This is a genomic window from Curtobacterium sp. PhB78 (assembly GCF_003751685.1).
GTDB lineage: Bacteria > Actinomycetota > Actinomycetes > Actinomycetales > Microbacteriaceae > Curtobacterium.
Window position 1 is genome coordinate 66,744 of the sequence record NZ_RKIA01000005.1, and the last position, 17,180, is coordinate 83,923.

18 protein-coding genes are annotated in these 17,180 nt (G+C 70.5%); 3 read left to right on the plus strand and 15 right to left on the minus strand.

All coding sequences use genetic code 11. The features are described 5' to 3' along the window. Positions 1-12 precede the first annotated feature (12 nt). From EDF53_RS12560 to EDF53_RS12610, 11 genes are all read right to left on the minus strand, one after another. A complete protein-coding gene (locus tag EDF53_RS12560) occupies positions 13-879 on the minus strand; it encodes a regulatory protein RecX (RefSeq protein WP_123293907.1) in 867 nt (288 codons plus the stop codon). Then, positions 876-1,937 carry a recombinase RecA gene (recA, locus tag EDF53_RS12565; protein WP_111084595.1) on the minus strand — a complete coding sequence of 354 codons (1,062 nt, stop codon included), beginning with the start codon at positions 1,935-1,937 and terminating at the stop codon, positions 876-878. Before recA ends, EDF53_RS12560 begins: the two co-directional genes overlap by 4 nt. Positions 1,938-2,219: 282 nt before the next feature. Then, entirely contained in the window at positions 2,220-2,444 is a 225-nt protein-coding gene (locus EDF53_RS12570; protein ID WP_123293908.1) for a DUF3046 domain-containing protein, read from the minus strand. A gap of 93 nt (positions 2,445-2,537) precedes the next feature. Further along, positions 2,538-2,846 carry a helix-turn-helix domain-containing protein gene (locus EDF53_RS12575; RefSeq protein ID WP_027464765.1) on the minus strand — a complete coding sequence of 103 codons (309 nt, stop codon included), beginning with the start codon at positions 2,844-2,846 and terminating at the stop codon, positions 2,538-2,540. Positions 2,847-3,000: 154 nt separating this feature from the next. Beyond that, positions 3,001-3,546 (minus strand): CinA family protein, encoded by a 546-nt coding sequence (locus EDF53_RS12580; RefSeq protein ID WP_395873586.1) that lies wholly within the window; start codon positions 3,544-3,546, stop codon positions 3,001-3,003. Further along, a complete protein-coding gene (gene pgsA / locus EDF53_RS12585; RefSeq protein ID WP_123293909.1) occupies positions 3,543-4,211 on the minus strand; it encodes a CDP-diacylglycerol--glycerol-3-phosphate 3-phosphatidyltransferase in 669 nt (222 codons plus the stop codon). The genes EDF53_RS12580 and pgsA overlap by 4 nt, the downstream gene beginning before the upstream one ends. Further along, positions 4,208-7,117: a DNA translocase FtsK gene (locus EDF53_RS12590; RefSeq protein WP_123293910.1), complete on the minus strand. Its 2,910-nt coding sequence runs from the start codon at positions 7,115-7,117 to the stop codon at positions 4,208-4,210. The genes pgsA and EDF53_RS12590 overlap by 4 nt, the downstream gene beginning before the upstream one ends. Before the next feature lie 119 nt (positions 7,118-7,236). Then, on the minus strand, positions 7,237-8,913 hold the full coding sequence (locus EDF53_RS12595) for a ribonuclease J (RefSeq protein WP_123293911.1): 1,677 nt from the start codon (positions 8,911-8,913) through the stop codon (positions 7,237-7,239). 49 nt (positions 8,914-8,962) lie between these two features. After that, the gene (gene dapA / locus EDF53_RS12600; protein ID WP_111084638.1) at positions 8,963-9,940 is read right to left on the minus strand and encodes a 4-hydroxy-tetrahydrodipicolinate synthase; all 978 of its coding nucleotides are present in this window, start codon (positions 9,938-9,940) and stop codon (positions 8,963-8,965) included. Between the two features lie 212 nt (positions 9,941-10,152). Continuing rightward, on the minus strand, positions 10,153-10,647 hold the full coding sequence (locus EDF53_RS12605; RefSeq protein ID WP_123293912.1) for a dihydrofolate reductase: 495 nt from the start codon (positions 10,645-10,647) through the stop codon (positions 10,153-10,155). After that, positions 10,647-11,477, minus strand: coding sequence for a thymidylate synthase (locus tag EDF53_RS12610; protein WP_123293913.1), 831 nt, complete (start codon positions 11,475-11,477; stop codon positions 10,647-10,649). The genes EDF53_RS12605 and EDF53_RS12610 overlap by 1 nt, the downstream gene beginning before the upstream one ends. A gap of 54 nt (positions 11,478-11,531) precedes the next feature. On the opposite strand from EDF53_RS12610, the gene EDF53_RS12615 reads away from it, so the two are divergent. Further along, on the plus strand, positions 11,532-12,452 hold the full coding sequence (locus EDF53_RS12615) for a TIGR01777 family oxidoreductase (protein ID WP_123293914.1): 921 nt from the start codon (positions 11,532-11,534) through the stop codon (positions 12,450-12,452). Positions 12,453-12,459: 7 nt separating this feature from the next. Here the strand turns inward: EDF53_RS12615 and EDF53_RS12620 are convergent, their stop codons facing one another. Both EDF53_RS12620 and EDF53_RS12625 read right to left on the minus strand, forming a co-directional pair. Then, the gene (locus tag EDF53_RS12620; RefSeq protein ID WP_395873590.1) at positions 12,460-12,930 is read right to left on the minus strand and encodes a tetratricopeptide repeat protein; all 471 of its coding nucleotides are present in this window, start codon (positions 12,928-12,930) and stop codon (positions 12,460-12,462) included. Positions 12,931-12,934: 4 nt separating this feature from the next. Beyond that, positions 12,935-13,681 carry a 4-hydroxy-tetrahydrodipicolinate reductase gene (locus EDF53_RS12625; protein WP_228505012.1) on the minus strand — a complete coding sequence of 249 codons (747 nt, stop codon included), beginning with the start codon at positions 13,679-13,681 and terminating at the stop codon, positions 12,935-12,937. Positions 13,682-13,704: 23 nt separating this feature from the next. On the opposite strand from EDF53_RS12625, the gene EDF53_RS12630 reads away from it, so the two are divergent. Then, positions 13,705-14,196, plus strand: a complete 492-nt coding sequence (locus tag EDF53_RS12630; RefSeq protein ID WP_123293915.1) for a GNAT family N-acetyltransferase — start codon at positions 13,705-13,707, stop codon at positions 14,194-14,196. Here the strand turns inward: EDF53_RS12630 and EDF53_RS12635 are convergent. Both EDF53_RS12635 and EDF53_RS12640 read right to left on the minus strand, forming a co-directional pair. After that, positions 14,193-14,795, minus strand: coding sequence for a histidine phosphatase family protein (locus tag EDF53_RS12635; RefSeq protein ID WP_111084585.1), 603 nt, complete (start codon positions 14,793-14,795; stop codon positions 14,193-14,195). The genes EDF53_RS12630 and EDF53_RS12635 overlap by 4 nt on opposite strands. 8 nt (positions 14,796-14,803) lie before the next feature. Next, on the minus strand, positions 14,804-16,138 hold the full coding sequence (locus tag EDF53_RS12640; protein ID WP_123293916.1) for a pitrilysin family protein: 1,335 nt from the start codon (positions 16,136-16,138) through the stop codon (positions 14,804-14,806). Positions 16,139-16,384: 246 nt separating this feature from the next. Here EDF53_RS12640 and EDF53_RS12645 point away from each other — a divergent pair, with 246 nt between their 5' ends. After that, a complete protein-coding gene (locus EDF53_RS12645; RefSeq protein WP_123293917.1) occupies positions 16,385-17,032 on the plus strand; it encodes a TetR/AcrR family transcriptional regulator in 648 nt (215 codons plus the stop codon). Positions 17,033-17,180: the final 148 nt, after the last annotated feature.

The following is a 17,180-nucleotide window of genomic DNA, read 5'->3' on the forward strand; positions in this document are numbered from 1 at the left end:
AGGTCGGGGCGACTACTCGAAGCGCACGGTCCCGCGGCCCGTCGGAGGGCGGCGTCCGCCGCCGTCGAGGGCCCGCTGGACGGCGATCCGAACCACGCCCGAGCCGTAGCCCTTGCGCATCAGGAACCCCGACAACCGACGCTCGGCGGTCGCACGGTCGAGCCCACGCATCTGCGGCGCACGCTTGTCGGCGAGCTCCTGGGCGCGGATGAACTCGTCGTCCTCGTCATCGGCGGCTTCGTCGAGCGCGGTGTCGATCGCGATCTGGTCGATGCCACGACGACGCAACTCGGTGATCACGCCCTGCCGCCCCAGACCCTTGCGGGCGTGCAAGCGGTCCACCAGGTCGGTGGCGAGGGCGACGTCGTCGAGCAGCCCGACGCGGGTCAGGCGTTCGATCTCGTGCTCGACCACGTCGGGGTCGAGGTCCTGCTGGGTGAGCAGTGTCCGCATCTCGGACTCGCTCACGCCCTTGCGGCCGAGCGCCCGCATGCTGAGCCGCTCGGCGTCGGCGCGTTGCTCGTCCAGGGGACGCGGAGCATCCGCAGGGTCGAGTTCTTCGCCACCGGCGATCGAGAAGACCGACGCCGTCGTGGCGTCCGCCCCGTCGTCGTCGTAGCCGTCCTGCTCGGCCCGCGCGGTCCGGCCGGAACCGTCGCCGATGACCGGCGAGACCCAGTCGGCCTGTGCACGCGGCCCGCGGATGGGCAACGGGACGGGGGTGTCCGCATCGTCCTCGAGCACGGGCTCTGGAATGCTTGGCACCGGCTGCTCGGGTTCGGGGGTGGGCTCCGCAGCTGCCGGGGCCCGGCGACGGGACCTCGCACCGAACAGGTCGGTGACCGGTGCGAGGCCGTCGTCGTCGTGGTCGGTGCTCACGCGCCCTTGCGCTCCGCGAGCTTCGGCGCGATCGACTCGACCGGAGCCTCTTCCGCCTTGGCGCCACCGACGCCGAGCTTGGCGAGGATCTTGCCCTCGATCTCAGCCGCGGTGTCGGGGTTCTGGATCAGGAAGGAACGCGAGTTCTCCTTGCCCTGCCCGAGCTGGTCGCCGTCGTAGGTGTACCAGGCACCCGACTTCTTGACGATGCCGTGGTCGACACCGAAGTCGAGCAGCGAGCCTTCGCGCGAGATGCCGACGCCGTACAGGATGTCGAACTCGGCCTGCTTGAAGGGCGGCGCCATCTTGTTCTTGACGACCTTGACACGCGTGCGGTTGCCCACCGCGTCGGTGCCGCTCTTGAGCGTCTCGATGCGACGGATGTCGAGGCGGACGGACGCGTAGAACTTCAGTGCCTTACCGCCCGAGGTGGTCTCCGGGGAACCGAAGAACACACCGATCTTCTCGCGCAGCTGGTTGATGAAGATCATCGTGGTCTGCGTCTGGTTCAGCCCACCGGCGAGCTTGCGCAGCGCCTGGGACATGAGGCGGGCCTGCAGACCGACGTGGGAGTCACCCATCTCGCCCTCGATCTCGGCGCGCGGCACCAGTGCTGCGACCGAGTCGATCACGATGAGGTCGATCGAGCCGGAGCGGACGAGCATGTCCGCGATCTCGAGCGCCTGCTCGGCGGTGTCCGGCTGCGACACGAGCAGGGCGTCGATGTCGACACCGAGCTTCTTGGCGTACTCCGGGTCGAGCGCGTGCTCGGCGTCGATGAAGGCCGCGATGCCACCGGCGCGCTGGGCGTTGGCGATGGCGTGGATGGTGAGGGTCGTCTTGCCCGAGGACTCCGGGCCGTAGATCTCGACGATGCGGCCGCGGGGCAGTCCCCCGATGCCGAGCGCGACGTCGAGCGCCACCGACCCGGTCTGGATGACGTTGACGGGGGCGCGTTCGTCCGAACCGAGGCGCATGATCGCACCCTTGCCGAACTGCCTGTCGATCTGTGCGAGTGCGGTCTCGAGGGCCTTTTCGCGGTCTGCCGGTGATGGCATGGGGTGCTCCTTCGTGCTCGTGTTCGGCCGCCTGTAGGCTGTCGCGTCCACGCCGGCCGGTGGTGCAAGGCCGATGGTTCTGCGACAAGGCTTCGGGCTGTTCCCGATGTCCATCAACCTATGGCTGGCCACCGACATCACTGCCGACGGTCACGCGATCTGTGGATGGAACACCCGGGCGACGCCGCTGTGGAGGAACGTACCACCGATCGAACACCCGTTCGAGCAACACGCCGAACACAGTTTCGGGTGATGACGGCGGCGCGACGGAGCGCGGACGCCTCAGTTCTGCGGCTCGGCCAACCCCTTGCCGTGCCGCCGGTCGAGCGGGACGTCCTGCGAGTCGCAGAGGGCGTCCCACACCCGACGGGCGTCGATGCCGGCGGCGAGGGCGTCCACGGCCGAGCGGCCACCGAGTTCCTCGAGCACGACGTCACGGCTGACCACGGACCCGTAGGCCTCGCCGAACACCTGGTCGACGGCACGCCAGAACTCACTCACCCGCATCCGACAAGCCTAAAGCGTCCCCGAACACACAGCGCCCCGGACGCAGAACGCCCCCGCCGGGAGGTTCCGGCGGGGGCGTTCAGTGCGAGGCGCTCAGCGCACCGCGAGGTCGTTGTCGAACTCGGCGACGAGGTCGTCCGGGAGCGTGTCGGGGACGGGAGTGAGTCCCTCGACGATCGCGAGGCGGTCGCCCACCTCGCGCATGATCGTGGAGATGGGGGTGTCCAGCGCATCCGCGACGGACGCGAGGATCTCCGAGCTGGCCTCTTTCTGACCACGCTCGACCTCACTGAGGTACCCGAGAGCCACACTGGCCTTGGACGCGACCTGACGGAGGGTCCGGCCCTTCTGCAAGCGGAAGTCCCGAAGCACATCGCCGATTTCCTGACGAACGAGAACCATGAGAACTCCTCCTCTCTGTCGTCTCCGCGCCCGCCCGATCCGGAGGATCGAGTTCGGGTTCAGCAACTTTAGCGTTGCCGGTTGAAGCATGCTAACCAGGCTGGCTGCCGTCCTGCTGGAGATTGCGTGAGATGTAACCCAGTGGAAACGGGACCTATTCCCGGCCCCGGACCACGGACGACATCCGTGTCAGGAGTTCGGAGACGGACGCCGTGCGGATTGCACCGCGGTCCCCGTCGAGGTGGAGTTCCCAGGCAGTGGCGCCGTCCGCCGACGCGATGCCGACGTAGACGGTGCCGACCGGCTTGCCGTCCTGCGGGTCCGGCCCCGCGACACCGGTCGTGCTGATCCCCCACGTCGCCGGCTCACCACCGACGGACAGCGCGATGCGGACACCGGCCGCCATCTGCCGCGCGACCTCGGGATCGACGGCCCCGTTGGCCGCCAGCAACGCCGACGACACCCCGAGCACGGTGTGCTTGACGGGCGTCGCGTAGGCCACGACTCCCCCGCGCACCACGGCGCTCGCCCCCGGAACACCGACGAGCGTCGACACCACCAACCCGCCGGTGAGCGACTCCGCCACGGCGACGGTCTCACCGCGACGCGTCAGGTCGGCGACCAGGTGCTGCGCGATCGCGTCGACCGTGTCGGCAGGGCCGGGAGGCACGGCGCCGGTCGCGTCGTCGGCCTGCGTCACGCGGTGGTCCGGTTGTGCTTCCACGCCTGGTACAGGTAGTCGATGCCGCTGAGCACGGTCGCCAGGAAGGCGGCGCTCATCAGCACCACGTTGACCCAGTGCGCCCAGTCGCCGACGAGCTCCCACCACGGGAAGAGTGCCGACGTCAGGGCGACGGCCTGCAGCACGGTCTTGATCTTGCCACCGCGACTGGCCGGGATCACCCGGTCCGACAGCACCGCGAAGCGGAACACCGTGATGCCGATCTCGCGCACCATGATGAGCACCGTCACATACCAGGGCAGCTCGAGCAGGATCGACAGGGCGACGAGCGCGCCGCCGATCAGGACCTTGTCGGCGATCGGGTCGACGAGCTTGCCGAAGTCGGTGACCAGGTTCTGCCGCCGGGCGATGATGCCGTCGGCGCTGTCGGTCACGATCGCGACGACGAAGACGATCGCCGCCCAGATGCGCAGCGGGCCGTCGTCGCCGGCGTCGGCGAGGAGCAGCACGAAGAACAGCGGCGCCATGAGGATGCGCACCACGGTGATGATGTTCGCGACGTTCGCCGTCGATGCGGGGCCGGGACCCTTGCGGAGCAGTCGCCCGCGCCAGGGGAACTTCGCGCCGTGTGTCGTGGCGCCGTCCGTCGTCTCCGTGCCGTCCGAGGCGGTCATCGCCTTCACTCCCTGCCCGTCAGTCCCCACGCGTCCTCATCGGGCTCGTCGTGCACTTCATCGTACCCGCGGGTCATGTCGCCCACGGGGTCGCCACCGTAGCGGTCGCCGTCGTCACCCGGGCCGGGCACGGGGGCCACGGGCGCCGGAGCAGCCGGCGGCTCCTCGCCGCGGAGCTTCGCGAGCACCGCGGGCAGCTGGTCGGTGGTGACGAGCACGTCCCGGGCCTTCGACCCCTCGGACGGCCCGACGATGTCGCGGGACTCCATCAGGTCCATCAGGCGACCGGCCTTGGCGAAGCCGACCCGGAGCTTGCGCTGCAGCATCGAGGTCGAGCCGAACTGCGTCGAGACGACCTGTTCGACCGCCGCGAGCAGCAGTTCGAGGTCGTCGCCGATGTCGGCGTCGATCTCCTTGCGCTCGACCACGGCCTGGACGTCCTGGCGGTACTCGGGCTGGGCCTGGCGGGTGACGTGCTGGACGACCTCGGCGACCTCGCCCTCCTGCACCCACGCTCCCTGCACGCGCAGGGACTTCGACGACCCCATCGGCAGGAAGAGCGCGTCGCCCTGACCGATGAGCTTGTCCGCGCCGGGCTGGTCGAGGATGACGCGGGAGTCCGTGACGCTCGTCACCGCGAAGGCGATGCGGGACGGCACGTTCGCCTTGATCAGGCCGGTGATGACGTCCACCGACGGGCGCTGCGTCGCGAGCACCAGGTGGATGCCGGCGGCACGGGCGAGCTGGGTGATGCGGACGATCGACTCCTCGACGTCGCGCGGGGCGACGAGCATGAGGTCCGCGAGCTCGTCGACGACGACGAGCAGGTACGGGTACGGCTTGAGCTTCCGCTCGCTGCCCGCGGGCAGGACGATCTCGTTGTTCTCGATCGCCTTGTTGAAGTCGTCGACGTGGCGGAACCCGAACGACGCCAGGTCGTCGTACCGCATGTCCATCTCCTTCACGACCCACTGCAGCGCTTCGGCCGCCTTCTTCGGGTTCGTGATGATGGGCGTGATGAGGTGCGGGACACCCGCGTAGATCGAGAGCTCGACGCGCTTCGGGTCGACCAGGACCATCCGGACCTCGGACGGCTTCGCCCGCATGAGCAGCGACGTGATCATCGAGTTGATGAAGACCGACTTGCCGGAACCGGTCGAACCGGCGACGAGCAGGTGCGGCATCTTCGCCAGGTTCGCGACGACGAAGCCGCCCTCGACGTCCTTGCCGACGCCGATCGTCATCGGGTGCTTCGACTTGCGTGCCGCGTTCGAGCGCAGCACGTCGCCGAGGGACACGATCTCGCGGTCGGAGTTCGGGATCTCGACGCCGATGGCGCTCTTGCCCGGGATCGGCGAGAGGATCCGGACCTCGTTGGAGGCCACCGCGTACGACAGGTTCTTCGACAGCGCCGTGACGCGCTCGACCTTGACACCCGGGCCGAGCTCGATCTCGTAGCGGGTGACCGTCGGGCCGCGGGAGAACCCGGTGACCTTCGCGTCGACCTTGAACTCCGTCAGCACGCCGGTGATGGCGGCGACGATGTCGTCGTTCGCCTGGCTGCGGGCGACCGAGGGGGTGCCGGAGCTCAGGGTGGTGGCGGCCGGCAGGCGGTACGGCTTCGACGGGTCGTCGTCGGTCGCCGCCGCGGAGAGTTCCTCGGGCTCGTCGACGACGGGGTCCTCGACGAGGGGTGCCGCGACCACGTCGGGCACCGCGGGGCGGATCGCCGCGGTCGGCTCCGGACGTGCGGGGACGTCGGTGCCGAAGTCCCGCAGGGCCTGCTCGGCGACCTGCAGGTCCTGTTCGACGGAGTCGTTGAGGTTGACCGACGCGGGTTCGGCCGGCGTCAGGTCCACGAGACCGGCCGCAGCGCCCGCGTTGGGGTTGACCACCGGGGCAGCGGGTGCAGCCGCCGCGGCGGGCGGGGCCGTCGGTGCGACACCGGTGGCCGGGGGCAGGACGGGGCTGTCGTACGCCGGGTCCTCTTCGCGCCCGGACTTGTTCCGCCGCCACCACGGCACGTTGTCGCCGCCGGCGTCACCGTCGGCAGCGGCCTGCTCCTCGCCGAAGCCGAGGTCGTCGAACAGCTGGAAGTCGGTGTCGCCCTTCTTGCCGCGCTTGGTCGTCTTGGTGCGGGTGGCGGGTGCCGCTGCTGCCGCTTCGACCTCGGGCTCGGCGGCCGGGGCCGGCGCTCCGAACAGGTACGCGTACAGCTCGTGCAGCCGACGCCCGACCTTGTTCGGCGGCGTCTTGGTGATGATGAAGAGGGAGAGCACGAGCAGCACGATCGCCACCGGGACCGCGACCCAGGCGGTCGCGATCGTGACGAGCCAGCCGATCACGACCCAGCCGAGCACACCGCCGGCCGAAGCCAGGGCGGGCATGCCGTCCGCTGCGCTCGGCTGCCCGCCGAAGACGTGGCAGAGCGAGGCGATCGCGACGAGCAGGATCCCGAGGCCGATGCCGATCCGGGTGTTGTCGTGCACCGAGGCCGGGTGCCGGAACAGCCATCCGGCGAAGACGATCATGATCACCGGCAGAGCGAACGCCAACCGGCCGAACAGCCCGCCGAACGTGTACGCGTCGAGGGCGACCGACACGCCGTTCGTCGGGTTGAGCCACTCGACGACCGCACCGGCGATGGCCAGCACGAACAGCAGGAACGGGAACCCGTCACGCCGCTGGTCCTTCTCGAGGGACTCCTTGCCGAGCAGTCGGAACATCGCACCGACGCCGTGCGCCATCGCGAGCCAGAACGTCACGAGCGGGTTCTGCTCGCGGAACACCGGTGTCGGTGCCGCCTGCGGCAGCTTCTTCGTCGTGGCCTGGGTGCGCGACGAACCGCGCGTCCCGTTCCCACGGGACGACGTGGACGCGCGCGAGCGCGTGGTCGACTTGGTGCCTCCGGCCATGGGCAGAACCCTAATCCCCTCCCAGGACAAACCAAGGGAGGCCCGCCGCAGCATCCGTGACGGACGCTGGACGGGCCTCCCGGTCGACCGCGATGAACGCGGCGAACGCGACTGACGCGCTACGCCTCGATGACCACCGGGACGATCATCGGACGGCGGCGGTGCTTGGTGTTGACCCAGCGGCCGACCGTGCGACGGACGACCTGCGCGAACGCGTGCGAGTCGCGCGTGCCGTTGGCGGCCGCCTCGGCGATCGCCTTGGCGATCTGGGGACGGACGTCGTCGAACACGGAGTCGTCCTCAGCGAAGCCGCGCGACTGGATCTCCGGGCCGATGACGCACTGGCCGGTGGTGAAGTCCACCGCGGCGAAGACCGAGATGAAGCCCTCTTCGGACAGCACGCGGCGGTCCTTGAGGTCGGCATCGGTGATCTCGCCCACGGTCGAGCCGTCGACGTACACGTAGCCGATGTCGAGCTGCCCGGCGACCGTCGCGACGCCGTCCTTCAGGTCGACGACGATGCCGTCCTGCCCGAGGATCACGTTGCGCGGCGGTACACCCGTCTGGATCGCCAGGTCGGCGTTCGCGTACAGGTGGCGGTGTTCGCCGTGCACGGGCAGGACGTTGCGCGGACGCAGGATGTTGTAGCAGTAGAGCAGTTCGCCGGCCGAGGCGTGTCCAGAGACGTGCACCTTGGCGTTGCCCTTGTGCACGACCTTCGCGCCGAGCTTCGTCAGCCCGTCGATGACGCGGTACACGGCGTTCTCGTTGCCCGGGATCAGCGACGAGGCGAGGATGACGGTGTCGCCCTCGCCGATCTCGATCTGGTGCTCGAGGTTCGCCATGCGCGCGAGCACGGCCATCGGCTCGCCCTGCGACCCCGTCGACATGTAGACGATCTGGTCGTCGGGGACGTTCTTCGCCTTCTTGGTGTCGATGAGGACGTTCTCGGGCACCCGGAGGTAGCCGAGGTCGGCGGCGATGGTCATGTTGCGGATCATCGAGCGCCCCATGAACGCGACCTTGCGGTTCGCGGCCGCGGCGGCGTCGAGGACCTGCTGCACACGGTGCACGTGCGACGAGAAGCTCGCCACGACGACCTTCTTGCGGGCGCGCGTGATGATGTTCTCGAGCACCGGGCCGATGTCGCGCTCGGGCGCGGTGAAGCCCGGCACGTCGGCGTTCGTGGAGTCCGGCAGGAACAGGTCGACGCCCTGCTCCCCCAGACGCGCGAACGCACGGAGGTCGGTGATGCGGTCGTCCAGCGGGAGCTGGTCCATCTTGAAGTCACCCGTGTGCAGGACACGACCGGCGGGGGTCGTGATCGCGACGGCGAGGGCGTCCGGGATGGAGTGGTTCACGGCCACGAACTCGAGGTGGAACGGGCCGAGCTGCTCGGTCTGGTCCTCGGCCACGACGAGCGTGTACGGCTTGATCCGGTGTTCCTTGAGCTTCGCCTCGACGAGCGCGAGGGTCAGCGTGGAGCCGATCAGCGGGATGTCGTCGCGGAGCTTCAGCAGGTACGGGACGGCACCGATGTGGTCCTCATGGCCGTGCGTGAGCACGACACCGAGGACGTCGTCGAGACGGTCACGGATCGGCGCGAAGTCCGGCAGGATCAGGTCGACCCCGGGCTGGTGCTCCTCGGGGAAGAGCACGCCGGCGTCGACGATGAGGAGCTTGCCCTCGTACTCGTAGACGGTCATGTTGCGACCGATCTCGCCGAGTCCCCCGATGGGGATGACGCGGAGGGTGCCGGGTTCGAGCGGCTGCGGTGTGGAGACTTGTGTGGGCATTCGGTCCTACGGATTCAGGCGACGCGCGAGGAGCGCGCCGCGGTGTTCGCTAGCGGGTGGTGCCTGGCACCTTTGGCAGTGCGCCGCCGGCCGCAGCGTTGCGGTCGGGGCGGAAGTTCGAGAAGTCGGCGCCGGGCACGTCGCGCACGGCTTCGAGCGAGGTCTCGATGGCGTACGCCTCGGAGTCCTCGGGGCCGACGAGCGGCAGACGGACGCGCGGGCTGCCGATGCGGCCGAGCCCGTGCAGGATGTACTTCGCTGCGACCGTGCCGGGCACGTGGGTCATCACGGCGCGGACGAGGGGCTCGACGCGCTTGTGCTCGGCGGTGGCGGTCGCCAGGTCGCCGCGGTTCACGGCGTCGATGATGGTGCGGTACGGCGTGCTCGTGATGTTCGCGGTGACGCCGATCAGGCCCGTCGCGCCGATCGACAGGTGCGGGAGCACGTTGGTGTCGTCGCCGGAGAAGTACATGAGGTCGGTGTTGTTGAGCACGCGGGACACCTCGGCGAAGTCGCCCTTGGCGTCCTTCACGGCGAGGATGTTCGGGTGGTGCGACGCCCGCACGATCGTCTCGTACGTGATCGGGATGCCGGTGCGCCCCGGGATGTCGTACAGGATCACCGGCAGGTCGGTGGCGTCGGCGATCATCCGGAAGTGGGTGAGCACACCCGACTGGGTCGGCTTGTTGTAGTACGGCGTGACGATCATCACGCCGTCCGCGCCGGCCTTCTCGCTCTGCTTGTACAGGTGGATCGCGTGCGCGGTCTCGTTCGACCCGCCACCCGTGATGATCTTCGCGCGGCCCGCGGCGACGGACTTGCCGACCTCGACCAGACGGAGCTTCTCGGGGTCGGTCAGGGTGCTGGTCTCGCCGGTCGTCCCGGTGACGACGATGCCGTCGGCGCCGGCGGTGATGCAGTCGTCGATGTGCTGCTCGACGCCGGGCCAGTCGACCTCACCGTCGGCCGTGAACGGGGTCACGAGGGCGACGAGGACCTGACCGAAGGGATTCTCACGCGGGGACACGGGCACCAGCGTACCGGGGATGGGCGCGATGGCCGCCGTCCGGGTGGACGGTCGCCTGCCTGCGGCGCGGACGGGAGGCCCGGATCGCGTCCGTCCTGCCGCTCACGCCCGGTGTCACGGGTGCGTCCAGGGCCGCCCGCGGCCGTCCGCACAACCAAAGTCATCGCGAACCACGGGAACGCGTGGTTCGCACGCACTTTGGTTGTGCTGCGCTACGCGCGGCGCCACTCGAGGAAGCGGTAGCGGGTCCCGGTGCGGGACACCTGCCACGGGCCCTCGTCGGTGAGCGTCCAGCCGGCCGGCTCGCCGAGCGTCGGTGCAACGGTGTCGCCGGGCACATCGACGTCGATGACGGTCTCGGACACCCGGTCGGCACGGTCCAACGCCGCGGCGTAGACCTGGCCGCCGCCGATGACCCAGACGGGGCTGTCGGCACCGTCGGCACCGTCGAGCGCGGCGCGGAGGTCGTGCACGACCTCGGCGCCGTCGGCGGTCCAGGACGCGTCGCGGGTGAGCACCACGTTGCGCCGACCGGGCAGCGGGCGGAAGCGTTCCGGCAGGGACTCCCAGGTGCGACGGCCCATGAGCACCGTGGCGTCGCCGGTGACCTGCTTGAAGTGCGCGAGGTCCTCGGGCACGTGCCAGGGCATGCCGCCGTCGGCCCCGATGACCCCGTCGGTCGACCGGGCCCAGACCATGCCGATCATCAGACGGCGACCGCGGCCTTGATCGCCGGGTGGTGGTGGTAGCCGACGACGGTGAAGTCCTCGTACTCGTAGTCGTCGATCGAGTCGCGCGGCGCGAGCTCGAGCGTCGGCAGGGCGTACGCCGTGCGGGACAGCTGCTCCTCGACCTGCTCGACGTGGTTGTCGTAGACGTGGCAGTCGCCGCCGGTCCAGACGAAGTCGCCGACCTCGAGCCCGGTCTGCGCGGCGATCATGTGGGTGAGCAGCGCGTACGACGCGATGTTGAAGGGGACGCCGAGGAACATGTCGGCGCTGCGCTGGTAGAGCTGGCACGAGAGCTTGCCGTCGTTGACGTAGAACTGGAAGAACGCGTGGCACGGTGCGAGCGCCATGTCCGGGATCTCGGCGACGTTCCACGCCGAGACGATGAGCCGGCGGCTGTCCGGGTTCGTGCGGATCTGGTCGATGACCTGGGCGATCTGGTCGACGTGCTCGCCGGACGGGGTCGGCCACGAGCGCCACTGCACGCCGTAGACGGGGCCGAGGTCGCCGTCCTCGTCCGCCCACTCGTTCCAGATCCGGACACCGTGCTCCTGCAGCCAGGTGGCGTTGCCGTCGCCGCGCAGGAACCAGAGCAGCTCGTACGCGATCGACTTGAAGTGCACGCGCTTCGTGGTCACGAGCGGGAAGCCCTTCGACAGGTCGTAGCGGAGCTGCGCGCCGAACAGGCTGCGGGTCCCGGTGCCGGTGCGGTCACCCTTCGGCGTGCCCTCGGTCAGGACCCGGCGGAGCAGGTCCTCGTACGGGGTCGGCACGGTGGGGTCGGGCTGCACGGTCTCGCTGTCGCTCACACACAGAAGCCTACGTCGGCGAAAGCCAACGGCAGCATGAGTAGCGTTGCCGGCATGGCAGACACGGCGGCAGAGCCCCTCTCGATCCTGATCGCCGGCGCGTCCGGTTTCATCGGCACCCCGCTCGTCCGCGCGCTGCGCGAGGCGGGCCACCACGTGACCACGCTCGTCCGGCGCGAGCCGCACACGGCCACCGAGTTCCGATGGGCCCCGGGTCGCCGGCCGCTCGACCCGGCCATCGTCGACGGTGCGGACGTGGTGATCAACCTGGCGGGGGCGAACATCGGCAAACTGCCATGGACCGCGAAGTACCGCGAGGAGATCCGGCGCTCCCGCGTCGACGCGACCGACACCCTGGTCGAGGCGATGCGGCACGCCAGCACTCCCCCGGCACTGTTCCTGTCCGGGTCGGCGTCCGGCGTGTACGGCGACCGTCCGGCGGACGTCCTGCAGGACGACGCGGCACCCGGGACCGGGTTCCTCGCCGAGGTCTGCACCGCGTGGGAGGCCGCGGCGAACGCGGCTCCGGAGGGCGTCCGGGTCGTCATCCTGCGCACGGGCATCGTGATCGGCGAGGGCGGCGGCGCGCTCGCACCCCTCATCCCGCTCACCCGGGCTGGGCTCGGCGGTCGCCTCGGCACCGGCGGGCAGCACTGGCCGTGGATCGCGCTCGAGGACGAGGTCGGGGCGATCGTGCACCTGGCGACGAGCCCGTCGGCGTCCGGGGTCAGCGGGCCGGTCAACCTCGCCGGGCCGGAAGCCGTCGTCGCCGACCGCATCACGAAGCGCGTCGCCGAGGACCTGCACCGGCCGTACCTGTTCCGGATCCCGGAGTTCGCGCTGCGCCTGGCGCTGCAGGACGCCGCCGACGAGATGCTGCTGTCGAGTCAGCGGATGGTGCCGACGAAGCTGCTCGAGTCCGGCTACGTGTTCCGGTACACGCGTGCGGTGGACGCCGTCGACGCGGTCCTCTGACCGGGTCTCAGGCGCTCGACCGCGTCAGGGCCGTGCGCATCGCGGCGCGAGCGCGCTTGCGGTCCCCCGCGGCGACGTAGACGACCCCGAGCCGGTACCAGGCGCGCCAGTCCGCCGGGTCCTGCTCGACAGCGGCCTTGTACTGCGGGAAGAGCTCGTCTGCGGCCTCGCGCGTCGGACGGCCGGACGGACGCACGGGCACGACGTCCTCCGGTGCACCGCCCTCGGCCTCGAGCCGGGAGCCGAGCCGGGTGATCCGGATGCCGAAGCGGAACTCGAGCACGAGCAACAGCGCCCCGATCGCGGCGACGACGAACAGGGCGACGCCGATGCCGATCCCGATCGGGATGCCGGTGGCGATGAACGCCACGGCCCGTTGCCCGACGAGCACGATGTAGAGCGCCAGCAGCAGGGTCATCAGCGCTGCTCCCCAGAACGGCGACCGGATCGCGCGGCCGGCACGCGCTGCACGTCCCACCGGGTCAGCCGATGCCGAGGACGCTGCCGAGGCCCACGGTGAGCCCGCGGGCGGATCCGAGGGCGGACAACGCCGCACGGATCCCGGCGACGTAGGCGACGTCGTCGTTGGTGTCGTGCCGGATCGTCAGGGTCTCGCCGGGGCCGCTGAGCAGGACGTCCTGCACGGCCTTCACCCCGGGCAACCGGAGCGAGTGGATCGGCACGCTCGCCACCTGCTGGCCGCGGGCGCGCTGGTCGACGTGCGGGGCCTCGACCGGGCCGACGTCGCGACGGGCCTCGGCGATGAGCTCGGCGGTGCGCACCGCGGTGCCGGACGGCGAGTCGATCTTGCCGGCGTGGTGCGTCTCGACGATCTCGACGGAGGGGAACCACGGCGCCGCGATGGTGGCCAGGTGAGTGCCGAGCACCGACCCGATCGAGAAGTTCGGCACCACGAGGACGCCCTGGTCGGGACGCTCCTGCAGGGCGGTGCGGAGCTTCGCGAGACGGTCGGCGGACCACCCGGACGTGCCGACGAGGACGTTCGCCCCGCTCGACAGCGCGTTCTCGACGATCGCGGGGCTGAGCGCCGGCACCGTCACGTCCACGACGAGCGCGGCACCGCCGAACACCGACGGCGGTGCTTCGTGGGCACCGTCCTTCGACGACAGGCGGGCGACGAGCTCGAACTCCGGGAGTTCCTCGACGACGGAGGCCACGAGGCCCCCGAGACGACCGGTGGCGCCGACGACGGCGACGGGAGTGACCATGCGGTCCATCCTAGGATCGACGCATGTCAGTCGAGGTCAGGACCGTGCCGGCCGATCTGCCCGAGGTCGACGTCCTGCTCGACGCGTACCTCGACGAGCGCGAGGCGACGTTCCCCAGTGCGCAGGGCGCGTACTCGCGGAAGCGCACCCCGGCGGCGGAGTTCACGCCGCCGAACGGGGTCTTCGCGGTGGCGTACGACGGCGGGGTCGCGGTCGGCTGCGGCGGCCTGCGGCGGATCGCGGACGACCCCGACGCGACCACCACGGACGTCCAGTTCGAGGTCAAGCACGTCTTCGTCAGCCCGGCGGGACGGGGCAAGGGCGTGGCCACGGCGCTGATGGACGCACTCGAACGGGAAGGCGCCGCGCTGGGGGCGACGAGCATCGTGCTGGACACGAACGACTCGCTCGTCGCCGCGGGCGCGATGTACCGCAGCCGGGGCTACGAGCGAGTCGCGCCGTTCAACGACAACCCGAACGCGACCGCCTGGTACCGCAAGCCGGTCTCCCGCTAGACGGGCTGGTCGACCGGCAGCCCGGTGCGGAGCTCGACCGGCAGGTGGGCCAGGTCGTTCAGGGCCACCACCTCGGCCGGCTTCGCGGAACGGATCCGGATGATCGTCAGCGCGGTGTGCGCGACGTTCGTGCCCATCCAGCGCCACTCGGGCGCCTGGAACGCCTCGCGCACGAACCAGCCGATCACGGCGTTGTGGGTGATGAGCAGGTCGTGCCGGTCCTCGCGCGCCGGGGTGAACCACTCGGAGACGGCGTCGCCCATCTGCGCCTGGCCGGCGATGATCTCCTCTTCCGTCACGCCGCCGTACCAGCCCTGGTAGGCGTGGGGCATGTCCGGGGTCGGGCCGGAGGGGACGCAGTCGAACAGCAGCGTCGACGGTTCGGGCTGGATCGACGGCAGTCGCTGCGCCAGGAACGCGGCGGTCTCGCTCGGGGCCTCCAACGGGGAGTGGTACACGCCGTCGAACGGCAGCCCGCCGAGACGGTCGGCGACGAGCATGGCCTGGCGCTTGCCGCGTTCCGACAGCTTGCCGTCGCGGAGGCCGTGCTCGGCGTCCTGGTGTTCGCCGTGCCGGACGAGGTACAGGTAGTGCGACATGTCCGTGCTCAGCTGCCCATCCCGATCGCTGCGGCGAGCTCGTCCTGCTGCACCGCCCCGACCACCGACGTGATCGTCGGGCGGGTCAGGAGGTCGCGGGCGAGTTCGAGCACGCCGTCGGTGGTGACCCGGTCGACACGCTCCAGTGCGGTCGACAGGTCGGTGTACTCCCCGGTGCCGAGCTCGGACCGGCCGAGGCGGGTCATCCGGGCGTCGGAGTCCTCGAGCGAGAGCGTCAGGGCGCCCTCGATCTGGCCCTTGGCACGGCGGAGCTCGTCGTCGGTGATGCCGTCGTCCACCATGCGGCGGAACTCGGCGTCGATGATCTCGATGACCCCGGGGACGTTGTCGGGCGCACAGCCCGCGTAGACGCCGAAGGCGCCGTTGTCGAGGTAGGCGGGCGCGAAGGACGACACCGCGTAGGCGAGGCCGCGTCGCTCGCGGACCTCTTGGAAGAGCCGGGAGCTCATGCCCCCGCCGAGCACGGCGTTCAGGACGCTGAGGGACGGCCGGCGGTCGTCGCGCAGGTCGAGTCCCTGCGAGCCGCGCAGCATGCTGACCTGCTCCGTCGGACGGTGGACCACCGACAGCTTGGGCTCGATGGGGTCGGCGACGGTCTGCGGCGTCCGGCGCGCGAGCGGCTCGGCGTGCGGGGCGTCGTGGAACACCGCGGCGACGGCGTCGCAGAACCGGTCGTGGTCGACGGCGCCGGCGGCGGTCACGACGATGCCGTTCGGTGCGTAGTGCTCGCGGTAGTGGGCCAGGACCTCGTCCCGCTGGACCGCACGGATGCTGTCCGGGGTCCCGCCGATCGGGCGGCCGAGCGCGTGTCCGCCGAAGGCCGCGGCGAAGAACGCTTCGCCCGCGACGTCGGCCGGGTCGTCGGCGGCCATCGCGAGTTCTTCGAGGATGACACCGCGCTCGACGGCGAACGCCTCGGGGTCGAGCACGGAGCCGGTCACCATGTCACCGATGACCTGCACGGCCATCGGGACGTCGGCGTCCCGCACCCGTGCGTAGTAGCAGGTGTACTCCTTGGCGGTCGCGGCGTTGTGCTCGCCGCCGACCGAGTCGAACGCGATCGCGATGTCGAGCGCCGACCGGGTCTCGGTGCCCTTGAACAGCAGGTGCTCGAGGAAGTGGGTCGATCCGAACTGGCCGTCGCGTTCGTCACGCGAACCGACGCCGACCCAGAACCCGATGCTCGTCGAAGCGGCACCGGGCACGGCTTCGGTCAGCACGCGGACACCCGACGGCAGCACGGTGCGGCGGACGAAGGCCCCTCCGGACGTCAGGAAGGACGTGTCCGGGGCCCCGAGCGGCAGTGGCACTGGCTGGTTCATCGCAGACGAGCCTACTGATGCTCCGGAGCCCACCGCCCAGTTTCCACAGGCCCATGGACTGTCACTCGAAGAGGGGTACAGAAATTGCGGACAGACCGACTCGTCTGTCTGTCCTCCTTGTGGTACAGTCGTTCACGCCGGATCGAAAGCCCCCCTAAGTTCCGATCCGGCGGCTCGGGACATCAGTCCTCGCGGCCACGAGTCCCCCCACTCGGTCGCGGAGCCGATGAACCAAGGAGCCACGCTGTGACGGTCGATTCCCCCCAACCGGCCGTCCAGCGTCTCCCTGGTCCGAGCACGAACCTCGCGTCGCCGGACGGGTCGAGCGTCCCCCCGACTCCCCGCTCCGGCGGCGCGAAGGTCCGCATCCTCGAGACGGCCACGCGACTCTTCTACGAAGAGGGCATCCACAGCGTCGGCGTCGACCGCCTCATCTCCGAGGCGAGCGTCACGAAGGCGACGTTCTACAAGCACTACGGGTCGAAGGACAACCTGATCCTCGCCTACATCCGCACGCAGCACGAGCGGGTGCAGGAACGCCTGGAACAGCTCGTCACCGACGCCGGCTCCTCCGCCGCAGCGGTCCGCGCGTGGGTCGCTGCCCTGGCGGACGAGGTCAACGACCCCGACTTCCGCGGGTGCGCGTTCCTCAACGCCGCCGCCGAGTACCACGACCCCCGCGACCCCGTGCGCGAGGTGGTCGCCACCCACCGCGACTGGTACACCGACCGGCTCGCCGCCCTGCTGCAGGAGTCCGGCCACCAGCTGCCCGGCGACGGCGCCGACGAGCTCATGCTCGCGCGCGACGGTGCGATGGCCGGCGCCTACGCCGGTGACGCCATCGCGGCGACGGCAGCGCTCGGTCGCGTCGTCGACCGCGTCCTCGCCGCCTGACGCCCGGCTGCCGTCGGGGCCCCGCTCGGCTGCGGCCCGGCTGCCGTCGGGGCCCCGCTCGGCTGCGGCCCGTCTGCCGTCGGGGCCCTCCCGGCTGCCGCGAAAGCGACAGTCTGCCGCGAACCGTTCGCGGCACACTGTCGCCCTC